The organism is Bacillus sp. PK6-025 (assembly GCF_056530265.1).
In genome coordinates, this window is the sequence record NZ_CP096509.1 from 2,702,014 (window position 1) to 2,717,012 (window position 14,999).

Genomic DNA, 14,999 nt, shown 5'->3' on the forward strand with positions numbered 1-14,999 from the left:
CAAGATTTTCTTTTAAAAAAGAACATTTGAATCTCAGAAGAGAAAGGCGGCATTAGTGATGAGACCAGACATTCATTTCGACAACGAGTGGCCGGAACAGTTCAAAAAGCACCTTGATGAAGACGGACCATGGGCGAATTGGGAGCTTTACAAGCTTTCCTGTGAAGTGCAGAAAAGGCTTGCGATTCCGACGTTTGAAGGCTTGCAGGCCCCTTATCACCTCCCAGGCTTCACCCCGCTTCCCCATCAGCTCGAAGTCGCCCGGAAGGTAGTCGAGCAGATGAACGGAAAAGCCATCTTGGCGGATGAAGTGGGCCTCGGCAAAACGGTCGAGGCTGGGCTGATATTAAAAGAATACATGATTCGCGGGCTGGCCAAGAAAATCTTAATCCTCGTCCCCGCCTCGCTCGTCTCGCAATGGGTGAAGGAACTGCGGGAAAAGTTTTTAATTCCGGCCGTGGAACAGAAAAAAAGCTATGTCTGGGAGCAGTGCGATGTTGTCGTCTCCTCCCTTGACACGGCAAAGCGGTCGCCGCACAGGGAGACGGTTTTGTCGATCCAGTATGATGTGGTGATTATTGATGAAGCTCACAAACTGAAAAACAATAAAACAAAAAATTACGAGTTTGTCCGCAGCTTAAAGAAAAAATATTGCCTGATGCTGACGGCGACGCCCATCCAAAACAAGATCGACGAAATATTTAATCTCGTTTCCCTGCTAAAACCCGGACACTTGGGAAATGAAAGCAACTTCAACAAAGATTATACAAAACAGATCAATTCAGCTGAAGCGCATGAACGCTTAAAGTCCCTTATCAATAAAGTCATGATCAGAAACAGACGGCATGATACCGGCATCACCTGGACGAAGCGCCATGTCGAAACCGTGCCCATTTCCTTTTCTCCTACAGAACAGGCTTTGTATGACGAGATTAAAAAGCTGAAGACAAGTCATCAGCATTCATCAAGCATGTTCTCAATCATGACATTGGAGCGCGAATGCTGTTCAAGCAGAGAAGCTGTCTATATGACGCTGAAAAACATGCTTGACCGAAAGGATCGCGAAGCGCCGGTGATCTCCGAACCTGTCATCCACCATTTGATCGAAAAGGTCAACGAGGTCGCGCAAAATTCAAAAGCGCTGAAAGTTGTTGAGCTCATTCAAGAACTCGATGACAAAGTCATCATCTTTACTGAATACAGGGCGACGCAGATTTATCTGCAATGGTTCCTCCAGCAGAACGGCATCAGTTCTGTACCGTTCAGAGGCGGATTTAAAAGAGGAAAGAAAGACTGGATGAAAGATTTGTTCAGGGGCAAAGTTCAAGTTCTGATCGCGACTGAAGCAGGCGGTGAAGGGATCAACCTTCAATTTTGCAATAAAATCATCAACTATGACCTTCCGTGGAACCCGATGCGTCTCGAACAAAGGATCGGCCGGATTCACCGGCTCGGCCAGGAACGCGATGTTTACATTTACAACATGGCAACAAAGCATACCGTAGAAGAGCATATTTTAAAACTTCTCTATGAAAAGATCCATTTGTTCGAAAAAGTCGTCGGAGACTTGGATGATATTTTAACAAAAATCGAGGTCGGCAATTTTGAAGACCACCTTCATGACATTCTCTTTTACTCCGCGACAGACGAGGAAATGAAGATTAAAATGGAAAACTTAACCTCTTTCATTTCATACGGAAATGAAGCCGTTTCAAACCAAGAACAGATCGGAGGCTAAAATCAAATGCGTCAGGAAGAAATATACCTGTTTTTAGAACGCTTTTTCATCGCAAACGGCTGCACGATCACCGACAAAAGTTCAGGCCACATGACTGTGCAGCTGACGGTTGAAGTCGATAAACAGATTATGAACAGGCCGTTTTACTGGCACTGGCTCGAAAAGACGGGCGGAGAACCTAATCCGATGAAAATCACGCTGATCACGAATGAAGACGAGGCCCCTTCCGATATCGAAGGTGAGTTTATTCATTTTGGATCACCAAGACTTTTTCAAATTTTCCAGGCCGTGCAAAAAAAACGGCAAATTTATTCGCCTTTATGAGAAAATCCGTTCTGATGGAGCCCATATTTCCCTGGAACCGTGGCTCGGCATGAATGTGACGATCTCGTACCAATCCGACATGAAAAAAGATAAGCTTTTGTCTCTCGGCCTTCACTTAATCAGCGGTCAGCTGGTCGAATCGTTTCAAGAACAAATGGAGGCCCGCGATCTCTCTTCACAGATCTCTGACTACTGCTACACGATGTCGCCGTTGATTAAGCCGGAAAGCGGCATTAAACGGCTTGAGCGCTATATCGAACAGGCGGCCAGAAGCGAGCCGCTTGATTGGGCTGAAGCTTCCCTGAAACGCTGGAATAACGACCTGTCACTTTTAAACCAATTTTACGAGGATACTGAAGAAAAACCGGAGGAATACGAAATTGAGAAAAAGGCTCTCCAAACGCTTTACGAGCCTAAAATCGATATTAAAGTTCAAAACGGGGGATTATTTTATTTGCACAAAAAAAATTCAGGATAATTTTTCCGATTCGACAACATTCTTGTTTTTATTCAGTGAGCTGGACTTATAATAGAACTAAAGAGATAGGAGGAACTTTCGTAACACCATTTGGACAAGCTTGGTAAAGTGTTGAGTCTCGGGGTTTATCTTTGTTTATCACAACACGGTTGTCTGAAATACATAATGAAGTATTTTGGGGGGGAAATGTATGAATAAAGATAAAAATGAGAAAGAAGAATTGGATGAGGAGTGGACAGAACTGATTAAACACGCTCTTGAACAAGGCATTAGTCCAGACGATATACGTATTTTTCTCAATTTGGGTAAGAAGTCTTCAAAACCTTCCGCATCAATTGAAAGAAGTCATTCAATAAATCCTTTCTGAATGTGCTATAATATCGAAAGGAAGGTGATGACATTGATTGGCCAGCGTATTAAACAATATCGAAAAGAAAAAGGCTACTCACTATCTGAACTAGCTGAAAAGGCTGGGGTAGCGAAGTCTTATTTAAGTTCAATAGAAAGAAACTTGCAAACAAACCCCTCCATTCAATTTCTAGAAAAAGTCTCCGCTGTTCTGGACGTCTCGGTTCATACCCTGCTCAATGAGAAAGATGAAACCGAATACGATGGTCAATTAGATAGTGAATGGGAAAATCTAGTTCGTGACGCTATGGCATCAGGGGTTTCTAAAAAACAATTTCGAGAATTTTTAGATTATCAAAAGTGGAAGAAAAGACAGGAAAAGGAGTAAGGGAAACATATCTTACTCCCTTTGGCATTTTTTACGCTGAATAAGCCGATTCCTCATGAACATAAAAAAACGGATCATACAGATCCGTTTTTTAAATTGCACCATTATTTATCTTCACTGTGCGCTCTTTCGTTCTCTTTTACATAACCTTTTTCATCGGCATGTTTTTTGCCGTCGATTGTCAAGCCGTTCCATTGAGTACCTTCGAATGAGAAGTCAAGCTGCACAGAATCTCCTTGATATTTGTTCTGTACCATTCTGCCGCTGGCGTCTGTTGTTTTGTCATTGACGAACTCAATCACCAATTGAACTTTGTCAAAGTCATATGGATCTTTCGGAATGCCGTCGTATTCAGGCGCCGTTTTTCCGTTGATTGTCGCTACATTGATTTTGCCATTGTCATGCAGGAACTCTGGCTCGATTGCTTTCTTCACTTTTTCGTACGCGGCCTTATCTTTTTTCGCGGACATATTGTACAGATCATAAAGGTTGGCTTCATCTAAAATGATGTTTTTAGGATAGCCGTTTCCGCCTTCAACTCCGACAGTCAGAACGCTGACTTTAAATTGTTTCAGGAAGTCTTCCGCTGTGCTTTTTCCGCCGTTTTTCGCGTTTCCGTCAACGAAATTGCTGTAGCCAACCTGCATCAGCACTTCTTTAATCGCAAGTGATCCGTCATTTTTGAATTCGAAATCTTTAGTGAATTTGTCGCCAGGTTTTAAGTTGGACAAGTTCACTCTTGCAGATGTATCTTTCGCATTCAGGTCAAGCGTACCTGCTGCATAAGTTGCTTGAGTTGTTTCGATGTCGTTAAACGCAGCCCAAGTTCCTCCTCCTACTAATGCCAGTCCAAGCGCAGCAGACGCAACGCCTAATCCGAGTTTTTTCTTTGTACCCATTGATAACTCCTCCTTTTATAATAAGAAAATCTGTATATATGGAGACCTGAATGTTCAGGTGACCAACGAAGATTACATGGAAACTGATTGATCTTTCCCGGCGGCTTCAATTGCCTTAGTTTTTTGGTCAATCTCTCTTAAAGCCGCGGATACAGTAATCACTGCATAAAGAATCAACAAGAGTCCCGGCACGATCAGCAATATGGCTGTGCCGATCGGTTTACTTGCAAAATCCAGAAAATACCCGGCATACGGAACCGTAATGCCCGAATACTTAGCGACAACATTTTCCGCCAGCACCGGATCGGAATCAGGGTTTTGGTTATTGTCACCCTTTGTTTTAAACATGAGGTTTGATTTATTTTTTGTTATACCGATAATTCGGTGGGTAACCATGGTGTTTTCGTCTTGCATGAATGTAATGACATCTCCCTTTTTCAAAGACCCGGGATTTTCAATCTTTTGAACGGCTATCACAGAACCTGTTTTAAACTCCGGCTCCATCGAACCGGATAAAACCGTTTTCAATTGATAGCCGAAGAGCTGCGGCTCTCCGCCGGACGACTTTGTCGAAATCACGACGATGACCGCGGCGATGATGAGTGTGAAAATAATCACATATAAGATATTGCTGACCCATTTGATCACATGTTTCATGACGCTTCCCCGCTTTCTAATGAATTTTCTTCTTTTCTATTTTCTTTATCTACGGATTCACTGCTCTTTGGTGTTTTCTCTATGTCCTGTTCAGACTTTTCCCGTGTTTCTGTCTGTTCTGTTTGCTTCGGCTTTTCTGATGCTTTTTTAGGCGGCTTCGGTGTTTCTTCTTTACAGTCTTGAAGCTTCATCACATTTGACCAAATAAAAGGTTTGCCCTTTTTCACATCGGGATGGCCTTCAGGCTTAATCAATTTAAATGCGTAGAGCCCTCCTTTTGCCGCCCGCTTTGACTCTATCCGGTAGATGTTCTTTTCGGCTTCTTTTTTGAACGCGCCTTTATCGATCACAGTCCCGTCCTCTAACGGTTTTTTGGCATTACCGAGTTTATGCAGCTCCCACTTCCATTCAGAGTCGGCGATTTGGCTGCCGCGGTTTTTATATTCTGCAAACAATGTCAGCGGTGCACAGACCGTTCCTTTCGTCTTTGTCTGTTTTTGAAGCTTCAAATTGCTCCCGTCCCACTGTTTCCCATCTTGAGGAAATGAAGAGGCCGCTTTCATTGTCATGCTGTATGTTTCCACATCGTGAAATGATGCGTTTGTATGCTGTGACAGCTGACTCCCCAATCCAATTAAAAGATAAATGATCAGCAGCGTTTGAAAAACGATGATGTTTTTTCCGGCTCTTTTTCGGGATCTCCTAGTTCGAGATAATCGGATCATGACTACCCTCCTAGCGAGTATGTAATGGCTTTTTTCGCTCGTTCGTTTTAAAGAACTTGATAGTTAGAGTATAAAGAACAAATGTGCCATTTGAAAACTATCAAAATAGTCGATTAAGTTCGTTTTACAGAACGTTTTCGTTTAATTCCTCAAAAAATCTCTCAAATTCTCATCTTTTTGAAAAGTTTGAAGTTCTTTATAAAGTACATAATTTCTTCTTCATTTTTGTATAAACACTGTTGACAAGGAAAAAATAGGATAGAAAGGATGATGCCCCGTGCTGAAAAATGCTATGTTATGCTCTTTTTTACTGCTTGCAAGCATTGGGCCGCTCAATGCCCATGCGGCAGCTTACGAAACAGCCCGCATGTCTAAGTGGGAAGAAAAAGCGGTTGAGGAAGCAAAAAAGAGGTATCCGGAAGCAGAAGTGCGTCTCACGAAAAAAGTATGGGATCGAAAGCGGGCGGATGAAGCGGTCAAACAATACCATGTCACATTGAGTGAAGGAAATAAAAATTTCGGAGTATTTGTTACAATTTCATTTGAACCTGCGACACACAAAATCAACAAAGTCGTCGTTGTAGAAGAATATAAATAAGCCGCTTTGCAGTAGAAAGCGGCTTGTCTTTATTTATGCCTTTTAAAAAACATGATACAGCCAAGAGGAAGAATGCCGAACCATTGATATATCCTGGACGGCGGCTTTGATTCTTTACGTTTTTCTTTCATTTCTTTTCTTTCCTGCTTAGGCGTGTCCATATATTTTACGAGCTGTTCCGTCATATATTTAACATAATCGTTCGTTTTCATCACATCACCTCTTGGGGAGTTCTGTCAGTTGAAGTGTTGTCATACGAATCTTTTTTTATACATTCTTCATGATTCCGACACACAATTTTTAATATTCTTTCCACTGTGTGATTTTCTTAGTGCTCAAATCATATTGAAATTCAGCGCTCGTTCCTGTGCCGGAAGCTGTCGTTACCTCTATCTTCACTCGCTTGAGCCGCTGATGAGCCGGATTGACAGTATACGATATCAAGCCATGCTGTTTTTGAATTTTCTCTTTTGTCTCTTCGTGAATATGAGACAAGGCATGGAGCATTCCATTTTGGAGAAGGTTTTGCTGAATATGAAATTCTTTTGTTTGCTGTGCAAACATTCGTTGATTCGTTAATAAAACGGCTGAATGACCCGCGCAGAGCATGCAAATCACAGCTGTGAAAACAGCAGCCGGATAAATGAATCCTTTTGAATTTTTCACGTGATCACCTTTTACATATGATAGAGCGGAATGGACTTACGGTATGACTTGCCGCTTAAACTTGTCGCTTCAAGGATCAGCAGATGATCTTCAATCACAAACCTCATGTGTTTGACATGTTGCAAAAGCGGCACATGACCTTTTCCATTGACTCTTTTTCGGATAACTGTCTGATATTTCTCATAGCGAACGGCGGCACCTTGGCGATTTGTCATTTCCAATGACTGATGATCGTCGCCCGCTCTTATATCAACCGAGTTCCTGCACTCCTTCAATATTTGCTCGGCAGTAATCGTCCATTCGCGCGGGTGAATATCCGCACCGTTTCTTTCCGGGGATAAAAACAGATGAAATATCGAGGCCATCGTTCCTGCAATGAACATATACACCATTAAGGAAACCAGTACATTAAGAAGGGTAAATCCCTTTTGACCGCAAAATGGTGAAGCAACGCCTTTGACTGTCTCTTTTTTTAATGGAGATGCATACTTCATAATCATCTCCCTGCTCCTTCCATTCAATAAAGTAAGATGTGTTTCGGTAAAGCACAGTTTCTTTAGGCTGAAACCGTCCGGTCAGTGTGTAGCGGCTGATCTTTTCATCCAATATGCGATATGCCTCTTCTTCTTTTTCAGATGCCCCGCGCTGCAAAGACAGCTGATGAACCATAGGAATCAATAACATGGTGATCATGACCCAAATGCCGAATGCGGAAACAGCTTCAACTGTTGTAAAGCCTCTATTTTTTTTGCACATTAATCTTTCCGCTTCCTAAATAGATCGTCAGTGCAAAAGAGGCGTGCTGTGTATCGATCACGATTTTTCCCCCTTGATTCGGAACTCCGCTTGGGTTAAAAGTAAGAGTTCGTTTGAGCGTCGCTTTTTTGAACGCAATATGGCAACTGTATGTCCTGACCAGCTTAGGCGATGAGCCTTCGTCCGCGTGCTTAATAATATAGCGGCAGCCGGCAAAGTCAAACTGCACCTTAACCGTCGCATGGCGGACGAGAGCTGTCTGCTGTGCGTAAAGCAGATCCTCTTCAAGCTGTGAGACAAAGTGCTGAACAACTCTTTTTTCATAAACGGGAGGCAGTGCGGCAAAGAGAAGAGAGAGCATAATGGAACCGATCATCAATACAGTTAGGCTTTCCAAAAGCGTAAATCCTTTTTGATTCATAACCGTCAATCAGCCTGTGCTTTGCCGTTTGAAATTTTAATTGCTTTCCCATTCGGGCACTTTAAGTTCTTCTTCACGTAACCTTCAGATTCAAGGTCCGCCCTACTCGGCGTTTTCCCGTCATGATCCATTTGATAAGCCGTGATTTGCGCTTGAACCATATTAATTAACCCTTCGCATCCTTTCTTTTGAATACTTTGATTATGCTTGGTCACATTCGGTATGGTGATCAACAGCAGGATGGAGATGACGAGCATGACGACTAACATTTCTATCAGTGTAAATCCCTTTTCATTCACAGTTCCGTCCTCCTTATAACTGGTTCATCATTTGATACATTGGCAAAAGCATAGACAAATAAAGAATTAATATCATCGCCGCTGTTAGCCCGTAAATCAATGGCTGGATCAAACCTGTCCATTTTTCTGCTTTCCGTTCAAGCCGTTCAATCAAAAATTGACTGTATGAATACAGCTCTCTGTATAAGTGTCCGTTTAATTGGCCGTGAGCAACAGCCTTCGCCAGATCATTTTCATAAAACGGATGCCCGGCCAGCATCTGCTCCAGACTCTCCCCTTGTTTCAGCCGCTCGATCAGGCGCTTCGCTTCATTTTTATGAAATGTTAAAAACGGCTGGCTTTCAAATGCTTTTAAACTGTCATATACAGACAGACCAGCTTGCAAAAGATTGCTCAATTGGAGCGATAAAAAATAACTGTTGAATAGTTTGAAGGTTTGGCCCAGCAAGGGAATTCTAATGAGAAAGGTCATTTTGTCTTCTGGAGGTTTATGGCGAAATGAACACAGATAATAGAGGGATAAAGCGGCGGCAATCAACATCATTCCTGCGATAAAAAGATAAAAATGATCAAAAACCGAAAAGATGAGGGTCGTTGCAAAAGACGTTTCAACGTTCATTGATTCATAGATCGCGGAAAATTGCGGGATGATTGCCGATTTCATAATAGAGATAATGACGCAGACCGTTAAAACTAAAAACAAGGGATATCTGGCGGCTTTCTTTAGTTTTTCGGTTTGAGCGATCTTGCGGTGAAGCAGCTCTCCGCTCTGCCGAAAGGCATATGGCAAATTCCCGTGCTGTTCGGCAAAGTAAACAATGGTAACAGCATCCTTATGAAATGAAATCATTTCAAGCACTTGAAACACAGGTCGCCCTTCTGTCAGCTTCTCCATCGCAAATGTCAGATCTGCACTTCGCCTTTCATTCAATTGCAGTTTCAGCATACTTAAAGCATCCAAAATCGTATATCCGCTCTTCATCATGTCTCCGAGTTTTTTCAGAATGTCCGCCTGTTCCCGGACGGGCCACTTCATTTTAATCTTCATGGCCTATCCAGCGTTCATAAGTATTCGACGGCAGATATCCGAGTGCTATTCCCTTCTGGATCAGCGTTTTCAATGTTTCTGTTTTTATGTCACCGCACCTGCCTTTTGCTTCTTCGATGCAGAGATTGAGGCTTTTTCCGTACAAAAGCTCGAAGACGCTTGCTCTTCTCACAGGCCTCGACAATCTGCAATATAAAGAGCAGCTGTCGCCGCAAAACGGGCAGACGAGACCGACGAGGCGCTGGGCGCTGATTGCGACCAGTGTTTGTTCAATTTCTGTCATATCAACGCCGAACTCGAGCAGCCTGTATATTGCGCCTTTGGCATTTTTCGCATGCATGCTCGATAAAACAAGGTGTCCTGTCAAAGCTGCCCTGACTGCGATTTGGGCTGTTTCGGCATCGCGAATTTCCCCGAGGATGATCATGTCCGGATCGTGGCGAAGCACCGCCTTCAACCCCGCAGAATAAGTCATGCCAGCTTTTTCGTTTACTTGCACTTGCAAAATGTTTTCGCTTCTTGATTCAACAGGGTCTTCCAAGGTAATGATATTTCGCTTAAAATGCCGCTTGGCGTATTCAATTAAAGAATAGAGTGTTGTCGTTTTCCCCGAGCCTGTCGGACCGGTGAACAGAATTAATCCGTGGGAATGCTTCAGAAAAGACAGCAGCTTGAATGTTGCACTCGGAAACAATGAGAGCTTTGTGAGCGGCTTGCTGCTCATCTTGGGAAGAAGCCTGATGACCAAGCTTTCATCATGGATGGTGGGCAGAGTAGACATTCTTAAATGAACGGGCTGACGGTTGATATAAAGAGTTAAAGCTCCGCTTTGCGGCAGCCGTCTTTCCCCAATATCCATCGAAGAAAGGAATTTAAAGTGAGAAATGAGCCTTGAGCACTCATTTCTCGTTAATCTGTCTTTTTGAAAAAGTTCATCATCAATCCTGAAGCGAACCACCGCCTCTTTTTCACCGGGAACAATATGAATGTCTGACGCCTTCATTCTATATGCCTCGTCAATTAATCTTCCGCTTAATGATTCAATCGTGTACAAACCATTGCGCCTCCTTTCTAAGCGCAGTTTATACGAAAAACATCGGAAGCATCAAATCCTTAAAAATCGCAAATCAAGCTGAATACGAAGCAAAAACGGAATTTCCGAATACCGATTTGACTATTTTATTCAGCTTCCAACTGCTGAAATGAGAAATTTAAACCTTCTCTTCAGCCTTGCCGTTTTCACGGATGCAAAAGCCTTTATTGCAAAGCGCCTTAGCAAGGCTCTGTTCTGTGTTAATATGCGAAAAATCCATCCCAAGCTTCACAACTGTTTGGGCAATCTCCGGTCTCAAGCCCGAAAGAACCGTCTCAACGCCAAGTAGTTTTGTGCTGTCTACGACTTTGAACAACTGGTAGGCAACCATCGTATCGACGACAGGAACACCGGAAATATCAATAAACAGATGCGAGAGATGAAGCTCAGCACACTGCTTAAGCGCAGATTCAATGATCACCGTTGCCCTGTGAGTATCAATTTCGCCAATGAGCGGCAGCACACCGATGTGTTCTGATACCGGTATAACAGGTGCGCTCAGTTCGCGTATCATCTCGGTCTGCGCCTTCAATTGTCTCTTTGTCGTATGCTCATATTCAAGAATAAACTGTTCAATAACCTCATCCATCATTGAGTGAAGCTGTTTATTCCAGATAAAAAAGTCTTTTTTCGAACAGTCCGGTGCATGTTTATCCGAAAAATGCTCGATTTCATCTATTAAAAGTTCACGGCACACTTTAAACCCCTTTATGCTTTCAGTCACCGGAATTTGGCTGACAGCCCTGTCGTAGGCAATTTCCTTGGCGCATCCGGAGGCTTTATCCCAGCATAGCGCCTGTTCATCCTTGGCAAATACCCTTGAAACAGCCAGTAAAAAGTCCTTATATTGCTGTGCCGTTTTTTCTTTTTCAGACGCTGTTCGGGACAGCCATTCATCGGTGATTCTGTCCGCCTGTTTGACCAAATACTCATAAAGGGCTGCATGCTTGTTTTCCATGTCAATCCTCCTCATTGTTTTCCTTTAAAATCAATCGGCTATATGACCAACATTTTGATCACTATGTATAAAACGAAATCGATTGTCTACACTATACGTAAGCGCATTGGGCTATAGCCAAGCGGTAAGGCAACGGACTTTGACTCCGTGACGCGCTGGTTCGAATCCAGCTAGCCCAGTTACACAGGCGAAAAAACGAAGATATGCTGAACATGCAATGTGTCAGCAATCTTCGTTTTTTTCAGGAAACAGAACGGTGTAAGGTGTGTTTTTTTAATTTTAAGAGTTCGCCGGGATTATATCCGACAACCAGCTTATCGCCGTTTACGATAATCGGGCGTCTCAGCAGCTTTGGTTTTTGAATTAACAATTCCAGCACTTCGCTGACCGTTAATTCTTCGATATCAAGATTTAACTCTTTAAATGCCTGGCTTCTTGTCGCCAATATCTCATCAATTCCTTCGGTCGTGAGAGACAAAATATGTTTCAGCTCGTCCTGATTCGGCGTTTCCCTGAAAAGATGCCGCTCTGTAAAATCAACCTGGTTCGCTTTCAGCCAATGTTTCGTTTTCCGGCATGATGTGCAGCTCGGGTATGAATAAAAGGTCAGCTCTTCCATGAATGATTCCTCCTTAACATGTACTGACTTTGTCTTTGTATGTTTTAGTACCCGTGATATTTTCCGTTTAAACACGTGACAGGTGATTTTTTAAAAATGCTTATCACAAAATTGTAAAAAATGAATTGATTTTCCCAAAATGAAAATGTTTACATTTCAAGATAAATTGGCTTATAATAAAATCAAAGGGGCTTTTTGGGAGGGATATAAATGAATCGCATGTTCCGTGTGTTAGGATTCTGGACAGGTATCTTTGCGGTCATGTTTTATTTAGGAAATATGAAAGATGCATCACTGCTGTTCTTCGGTCAAACTGTATTTTTTGTGTTCTTATCGTATCTCAACTTGACCGAGCGGATGTACATTTATATTTTCGGTGCTTACTTGACAGTCTTTTTTGCCGCATTTACATATTATTCTGTGTTTATTATGGTTCCCGGTCAGGGAGGCCATTAAAAAAGACGATCCATCAGGATCGTCTTTTTTATGTTTTACAAAGTAAATCCGTTGATGAACGGGTTTTGTTCCTGTTCTGTTGCAATGTCCGTCTCGGGGCCGTGACCGCTTAACACAAGCGTCTCTTCCGGAAGCGTCAGCAGTTTTTGATGAATACTGTCCATCAGCACCTTTTGATTTCCTCCCGGCAGGTCTGTACGCCCGACTCCCCCTTTAAATAAAACATCCCCGGAAACGATCAGGTTTTCTTCTTCCGCATAATACGAGACGCTGCCCGGAGAATGTCCAGGCGTAAAGAGCATGCGGAGCGTAAAAGAGCCGATTTTAAGATCCCCCTCTTCTTCGATCAGATGATCTGCTTTTTCTGCTGTGATCGTCTGTCCCGTAAGCAGCGCTGAACCATTTAATGAAGGATCAGTCAGCCATTCAGCTTCATTTTTATGTACGTATACAGGAATGTTCCATTCTTTTCTGACATTGTCCACGGCTCCGATATGATCAAAATGAGCGTGAGTGAGCAATACTGCAAGAGGCTTCAAACCGTTTTCTTTTATGTATGCATTCAGTTTCCCTGATTCGCTGCCGGGATCAATTATTAAACAGGTACCGTCATCATGGGATAAAATATAAGCGTTCGTCTGGATAGGCCCTAAAGGCATTCTTCTCCATTTCATTTTCTTCACCTCAGATTCATCTTTCTTTGTTCCATTATGAAGGTTTTGCGGGAAACTTTCAATGAATCATGTTGTCCTCGACAAATTTGATGAAAACGGTTAAAATAAAATTGGAAATATACTGCAGGGGATCCAAACGAAGGGGGTTTATATTGATGTTGCTCGTGATCATTTTCGGTCTAGTCACGATATTATCTGCTCTTGGAGTTCTTCGTTCTCTTAAACAAATCAACGTTCTTGGCATCTTATTTGGCGGGGCGGCTTTTTTAGTGTTTGGATGGTTTACCGTCATGACAATCATTAACAGCGGGTATCCGACAGTCCACTAAACCCGGTGCCTTTAGACAAAAACAGCCTTATTCCGTTATTCCGGAATAAGGCTGTTTTTCTTATTGGCTGAAATGACGCTGGACGCTTGCAAGCTTGCCTTCCATCGTCGTTTTCTTGTCGCGGCGGTCGTCAATCCTGATATTCGTCGCCACTCTGTGGATGCCTTTTTGGAAAGGCGCTTCGTGAATCGTCTGAATCACCTCAAATAAATCGCTTAATTCCCCTTCAATCAAAGTATTCATCGGTGTCAGCTGATATTGGATTTTGCCTTCTTTTTTAAATCCTTCTAAAATGGTTTGAATCTCCGCTACATACGCGCTTACGCTCGGAGTTTCGGTACCGATCGGTATGATGGTAACGTCTGCTATGGCCACTGTCCATTCTCCTTTCTATTCTTTTGTCACAAGGGGTGCTGCAGTTTTTGAGTTGAATGAAATGATTTGATCCTGGGTATAACCGTACAATGCATAATCCCCGTCAGGAGATACGGTAATCGGAAGCATTTCCACTTTTTCACGAATGACTTCCCGTTTGCCGGTTTTGAGACTGACGGAAATCAGATCATACAAGGAGCCCGACTCATTCGGCTGATACGTATAAAACAGCTCATGCCGAGGGTCGTAGCTGTATTCCATCGGTGACAGGCTGCCATATTCCGAGAACAGCGGCAATTTGAAAGAAATTTTCTTTTCCGAAGAAGAAACGTCTGAAAATATGTAGGTGCCCTGGCGATGACTGGATGAAGGCGCTACAATCAGCCGCATATCCCCCAGAACATCGAGCAGTACGGCATCACCGGCGAGCTTCTTTTCCCGTCCGTCCGCTGTCTTGAAGGAATAAACAGGAGCCGGTTTTTCCCGGTTCCGTTCATTCCATTTGATATATTCAAAAGTGTCGGCGGAAGTCCAATGAACAAAGGCGGCCTGTGCGATGTCTTTTTCGGTTTGCTGTTCTTTCGCATCAATCAGGCGAGATTCATAATTCCAATCTTTCGTAAATGTTGTGACGTATAAAAGATAAGGGTCAAACCGATTCCAGTCCACTTGCAGTTCATGCGTGCGAAATTTTTTTGTGTATAGTTGTTTTCCCTGTAAATTAAGCAAAGTTAACTTCATTTCAGAGCCGTTTCCGGCGGTTTGGATGAGAATCATGCCTTTTTCCCTGTTTACTTCCGCCGCTATCAGCCTGTCATCCGTCTTGTAGATCGTTTCGCCCGTCCCTTTAAATATATCATATGATTTGACTTCACTTCCTGCGACCGGATCGGTTGCGGTGTATATAACGGTTTCATCATCAAGCCATCCTGCCGCCTCATCAAAGTGCCGGTCCTTCAGCGCTATCACTTTTTTATCTTTTACTGCTGCACTGCTTTTCTTTTTCCCTTCCGGCTCCTCATGATGAACGCTTTTCGTTCCTTCCTGATGCTGCGGTGTGCAACCAGCCGCAGCCACGGTCATCACAGCGGCAATAAGCCATAACGAAACTCTCAAACCGGCCATTCTCCCTCCATAAATGATTGGCTGT

General features: G+C 43.1%; 22 protein-coding genes, 1 tRNA gene and 1 pseudogene. 8 read left to right on the plus strand and 16 right to left on the minus strand.

Annotated elements, in window-relative coordinates; genetic code table 11:
- Positions 1–58: 58 nt before the first annotated feature.
- From M1D67_RS13755 to sinR, 4 genes and pseudogenes are all read left to right on the plus strand, one after another.
- Complete coding sequence (locus tag M1D67_RS13755; RefSeq protein ID WP_020452163.1) at positions 59–1,738, plus strand: DEAD/DEAH box helicase; 1,680 nt, start codon at positions 59–61, stop codon at positions 1,736–1,738.
- A gap of 6 nt (positions 1,739–1,744) precedes the next feature.
- Positions 1,745–2,540, plus strand: a pseudogene (locus tag M1D67_RS13760) (YqhG family protein).
- A gap of 190 nt (positions 2,541–2,730) precedes the next feature.
- Positions 2,731–2,907 carry an anti-repressor SinI gene (gene sinI, locus M1D67_RS13765; protein WP_020452165.1) on the plus strand — a complete coding sequence of 59 codons (177 nt, stop codon included), beginning with the start codon at positions 2,731–2,733 and terminating at the stop codon, positions 2,905–2,907.
- Positions 2,908–2,940: 33 nt separating this feature from the next.
- Positions 2,941–3,276: a transcriptional regulator SinR gene (gene sinR, locus M1D67_RS13770; RefSeq protein ID WP_023855185.1), complete on the plus strand. Its 336-nt coding sequence runs from the start codon at positions 2,941–2,943 to the stop codon at positions 3,274–3,276.
- Positions 3,277–3,380: 104 nt separating this feature from the next.
- Here sinR and tasA read toward each other — a convergent pair whose 3' ends face one another.
- The 3 genes from tasA to tapA all read right to left on the minus strand — a co-directional run bounded on the left by tasA (position 3,381) and on the right by tapA (position 5,557).
- Complete coding sequence (gene tasA / locus M1D67_RS13775; protein ID WP_020452167.1) at positions 3,381–4,175, minus strand: biofilm matrix protein TasA; 795 nt, start codon at positions 4,173–4,175, stop codon at positions 3,381–3,383.
- A 72-nt stretch (positions 4,176–4,247) separates the two neighbouring features.
- Entirely contained in the window at positions 4,248–4,832 is a 585-nt protein-coding gene (gene sipW / locus M1D67_RS13780) for a signal peptidase I SipW (protein ID WP_023855186.1), read from the minus strand.
- On the minus strand, positions 4,829–5,557 hold the full coding sequence (tapA, locus tag M1D67_RS13785; RefSeq protein WP_020452169.1) for an amyloid fiber anchoring/assembly protein TapA: 729 nt from the start codon (positions 5,555–5,557) through the stop codon (positions 4,829–4,831). Before tapA ends, sipW begins: the two co-directional genes overlap by 4 nt.
- Positions 5,558–5,834: 277 nt before the next feature.
- On the opposite strand from tapA, the gene M1D67_RS13790 reads away from it, so the two are divergent.
- On the plus strand, positions 5,835–6,155 hold the full coding sequence (locus tag M1D67_RS13790) for a YqzG/YhdC family protein (RefSeq protein ID WP_023855188.1): 321 nt from the start codon (positions 5,835–5,837) through the stop codon (positions 6,153–6,155).
- 29 nt (positions 6,156–6,184) lie between these two features.
- Here the strand turns inward: M1D67_RS13790 and M1D67_RS13795 are convergent, their stop codons facing one another.
- From M1D67_RS13795 to M1D67_RS13835, 9 genes are all read right to left on the minus strand, one after another.
- Positions 6,185–6,367 carry a YqzE family protein gene (locus M1D67_RS13795; protein ID WP_020452171.1) on the minus strand — a complete coding sequence of 61 codons (183 nt, stop codon included), beginning with the start codon at positions 6,365–6,367 and terminating at the stop codon, positions 6,185–6,187.
- Positions 6,368–6,455: 88 nt separating this feature from the next.
- Entirely contained in the window at positions 6,456–6,821 is a 366-nt protein-coding gene (gene comGG / locus M1D67_RS13800; protein WP_025811163.1) for a competence type IV pilus minor pilin ComGG, read from the minus strand.
- Between the two features lie 11 nt (positions 6,822–6,832).
- Positions 6,833–7,321 (minus strand): competence type IV pilus minor pilin ComGF, encoded by a 489-nt coding sequence (comGF, locus tag M1D67_RS13805; protein WP_229128989.1) that lies wholly within the window; start codon positions 7,319–7,321, stop codon positions 6,833–6,835.
- A complete protein-coding gene (comGE, locus tag M1D67_RS13810) occupies positions 7,230–7,577 on the minus strand; it encodes a competence type IV pilus minor pilin ComGE (protein ID WP_025811161.1) in 348 nt (115 codons plus the stop codon). Before comGE ends, comGF begins: the two co-directional genes overlap by 92 nt.
- Positions 7,561–7,998, minus strand: a complete 438-nt coding sequence (gene comGD / locus M1D67_RS13815) for a competence type IV pilus minor pilin ComGD (protein ID WP_020452175.1) — start codon at positions 7,996–7,998, stop codon at positions 7,561–7,563. Before comGD ends, comGE begins: the two co-directional genes overlap by 17 nt.
- A 5-nt stretch (positions 7,999–8,003) precedes the next feature.
- On the minus strand, positions 8,004–8,297 hold the full coding sequence (comGC, locus tag M1D67_RS13820) for a competence type IV pilus major pilin ComGC (protein WP_020452176.1): 294 nt from the start codon (positions 8,295–8,297) through the stop codon (positions 8,004–8,006).
- A 13-nt stretch (positions 8,298–8,310) separates the two neighbouring features.
- Positions 8,311–9,345 (minus strand): competence type IV pilus assembly protein ComGB, encoded by a 1,035-nt coding sequence (comGB, locus tag M1D67_RS13825; RefSeq protein WP_479831340.1) that lies wholly within the window; start codon positions 9,343–9,345, stop codon positions 8,311–8,313.
- A complete protein-coding gene (comGA, locus tag M1D67_RS13830) occupies positions 9,335–10,399 on the minus strand; it encodes a competence type IV pilus ATPase ComGA (RefSeq protein WP_025811157.1) in 1,065 nt (354 codons plus the stop codon). The genes comGB and comGA overlap by 11 nt, the downstream gene beginning before the upstream one ends.
- Before the next feature lie 157 nt (positions 10,400–10,556).
- Positions 10,557–11,396 carry an STAS domain-containing protein gene (locus M1D67_RS13835; RefSeq protein WP_020452179.1) on the minus strand — a complete coding sequence of 280 codons (840 nt, stop codon included), beginning with the start codon at positions 11,394–11,396 and terminating at the stop codon, positions 10,557–10,559.
- A 107-nt stretch (positions 11,397–11,503) separates the two neighbouring features.
- On the opposite strand from M1D67_RS13835, the gene M1D67_RS13840 reads away from it, so the two are divergent.
- Positions 11,504–11,575, plus strand: a tRNA-Gln gene (locus M1D67_RS13840).
- 62 nt (positions 11,576–11,637) lie between these two features.
- On the opposite strand, the gene M1D67_RS13845 is transcribed toward M1D67_RS13840, so the two are convergent.
- On the minus strand, positions 11,638–12,015 hold the full coding sequence (locus M1D67_RS13845) for a Spx/MgsR family RNA polymerase-binding regulatory protein (protein WP_003183482.1): 378 nt from the start codon (positions 12,013–12,015) through the stop codon (positions 11,638–11,640).
- 210 nt (positions 12,016–12,225) lie between these two features.
- Here M1D67_RS13845 and M1D67_RS13850 point away from each other — a divergent pair, with 210 nt between their 5' ends.
- Positions 12,226–12,471 carry a DUF2626 domain-containing protein gene (locus M1D67_RS13850; RefSeq protein WP_020452180.1) on the plus strand — a complete coding sequence of 82 codons (246 nt, stop codon included), beginning with the start codon at positions 12,226–12,228 and terminating at the stop codon, positions 12,469–12,471.
- 35 nt (positions 12,472–12,506) lie between these two features.
- Here M1D67_RS13850 and M1D67_RS13855 read toward each other — a convergent pair whose 3' ends face one another.
- Entirely contained in the window at positions 12,507–13,145 is a 639-nt protein-coding gene (locus tag M1D67_RS13855) for an MBL fold metallo-hydrolase (protein ID WP_020452181.1), read from the minus strand.
- 155 nt (positions 13,146–13,300) lie between these two features.
- Between M1D67_RS13855 and M1D67_RS13860 the strand changes: the two genes are divergently transcribed.
- Positions 13,301–13,474 carry a DUF2759 domain-containing protein gene (locus M1D67_RS13860; RefSeq protein ID WP_003183486.1) on the plus strand — a complete coding sequence of 58 codons (174 nt, stop codon included), beginning with the start codon at positions 13,301–13,303 and terminating at the stop codon, positions 13,472–13,474.
- Between the two features lie 60 nt (positions 13,475–13,534).
- On the opposite strand, the gene M1D67_RS13865 is transcribed toward M1D67_RS13860, so the two are convergent.
- Positions 13,535–13,849, minus strand: a complete 315-nt coding sequence (locus M1D67_RS13865) for an MTH1187 family thiamine-binding protein (RefSeq protein ID WP_020452182.1) — start codon at positions 13,847–13,849, stop codon at positions 13,535–13,537.
- A gap of 15 nt (positions 13,850–13,864) precedes the next feature.
- Positions 13,865–14,965 (minus strand): YqgU-like beta propeller domain-containing protein, encoded by a 1,101-nt coding sequence (locus tag M1D67_RS13870; RefSeq protein ID WP_445604454.1) that lies wholly within the window; start codon positions 14,963–14,965, stop codon positions 13,865–13,867.
- Between the last annotated feature and the right edge of the window lie 34 nt (positions 14,966–14,999).

Excerpts from the sequence above, each read along its gene's own strand:
- comGB (WP_479831340.1), bottom strand. The coding sequence starts at position 9,345 with ATGAAGATTAAAATGAAGTGGCCCGTCCGGGAACAGGCGGACATTCTG.
- sinI (WP_020452165.1), top strand. The coding sequence starts at position 2,731 with ATGAATAAAGATAAAAATGAGAAAGAAGAATTGGATGAGGAGTGGACA.
- tasA (WP_020452167.1), bottom strand. The coding sequence starts at position 4,175 with ATGGGTACAAAGAAAAAACTCGGATTAGGCGTTGCGTCTGCTGCGCTT.
- M1D67_RS13855 (WP_020452181.1), bottom strand. The coding sequence starts at position 13,145 with ATGAAATGGAGAAGAATGCCTTTAGGGCCTATCCAGACGAACGCTTAT.
- M1D67_RS13795 (WP_020452171.1), bottom strand. The coding sequence starts at position 6,367 with ATGAAAACGAACGATTATGTTAAATATATGACGGAACAGCTCGTAAAA.
- M1D67_RS13755 (WP_020452163.1), top strand. The coding sequence starts at position 59 with ATGAGACCAGACATTCATTTCGACAACGAGTGGCCGGAACAGTTCAAA.
- tapA (WP_020452169.1), bottom strand. The coding sequence starts at position 5,557 with ATGATCCGATTATCTCGAACTAGGAGATCCCGAAAAAGAGCCGGAAAA.
- M1D67_RS13860 (WP_003183486.1), top strand. The coding sequence starts at position 13,301 with ATGTTGCTCGTGATCATTTTCGGTCTAGTCACGATATTATCTGCTCTT.
- M1D67_RS13845 (WP_003183482.1), bottom strand. The coding sequence starts at position 12,015 with ATGGAAGAGCTGACCTTTTATTCATACCCGAGCTGCACATCATGCCGG.
- comGE (WP_025811161.1), bottom strand. The coding sequence starts at position 7,577 with ATGTGCAAAAAAAATAGAGGCTTTACAACAGTTGAAGCTGTTTCCGCA.
- sipW (WP_023855186.1), bottom strand. The coding sequence starts at position 4,832 with ATGAAACATGTGATCAAATGGGTCAGCAATATCTTATATGTGATTATT.
- comGF (WP_229128989.1), bottom strand. The coding sequence starts at position 7,321 with ATGATTATGAAGTATGCATCTCCATTAAAAAAAGAGACAGTCAAAGGC.
- M1D67_RS13850 (WP_020452180.1), top strand. The coding sequence starts at position 12,226 with ATGAATCGCATGTTCCGTGTGTTAGGATTCTGGACAGGTATCTTTGCG.
- M1D67_RS13835 (WP_020452179.1), bottom strand. The coding sequence starts at position 11,396 with ATGGAAAACAAGCATGCAGCCCTTTATGAGTATTTGGTCAAACAGGCG.
- comGD (WP_020452175.1), bottom strand. The coding sequence starts at position 7,998 with ATGAATCAAAAAGGATTTACGCTTTTGGAAAGCCTAACTGTATTGATG.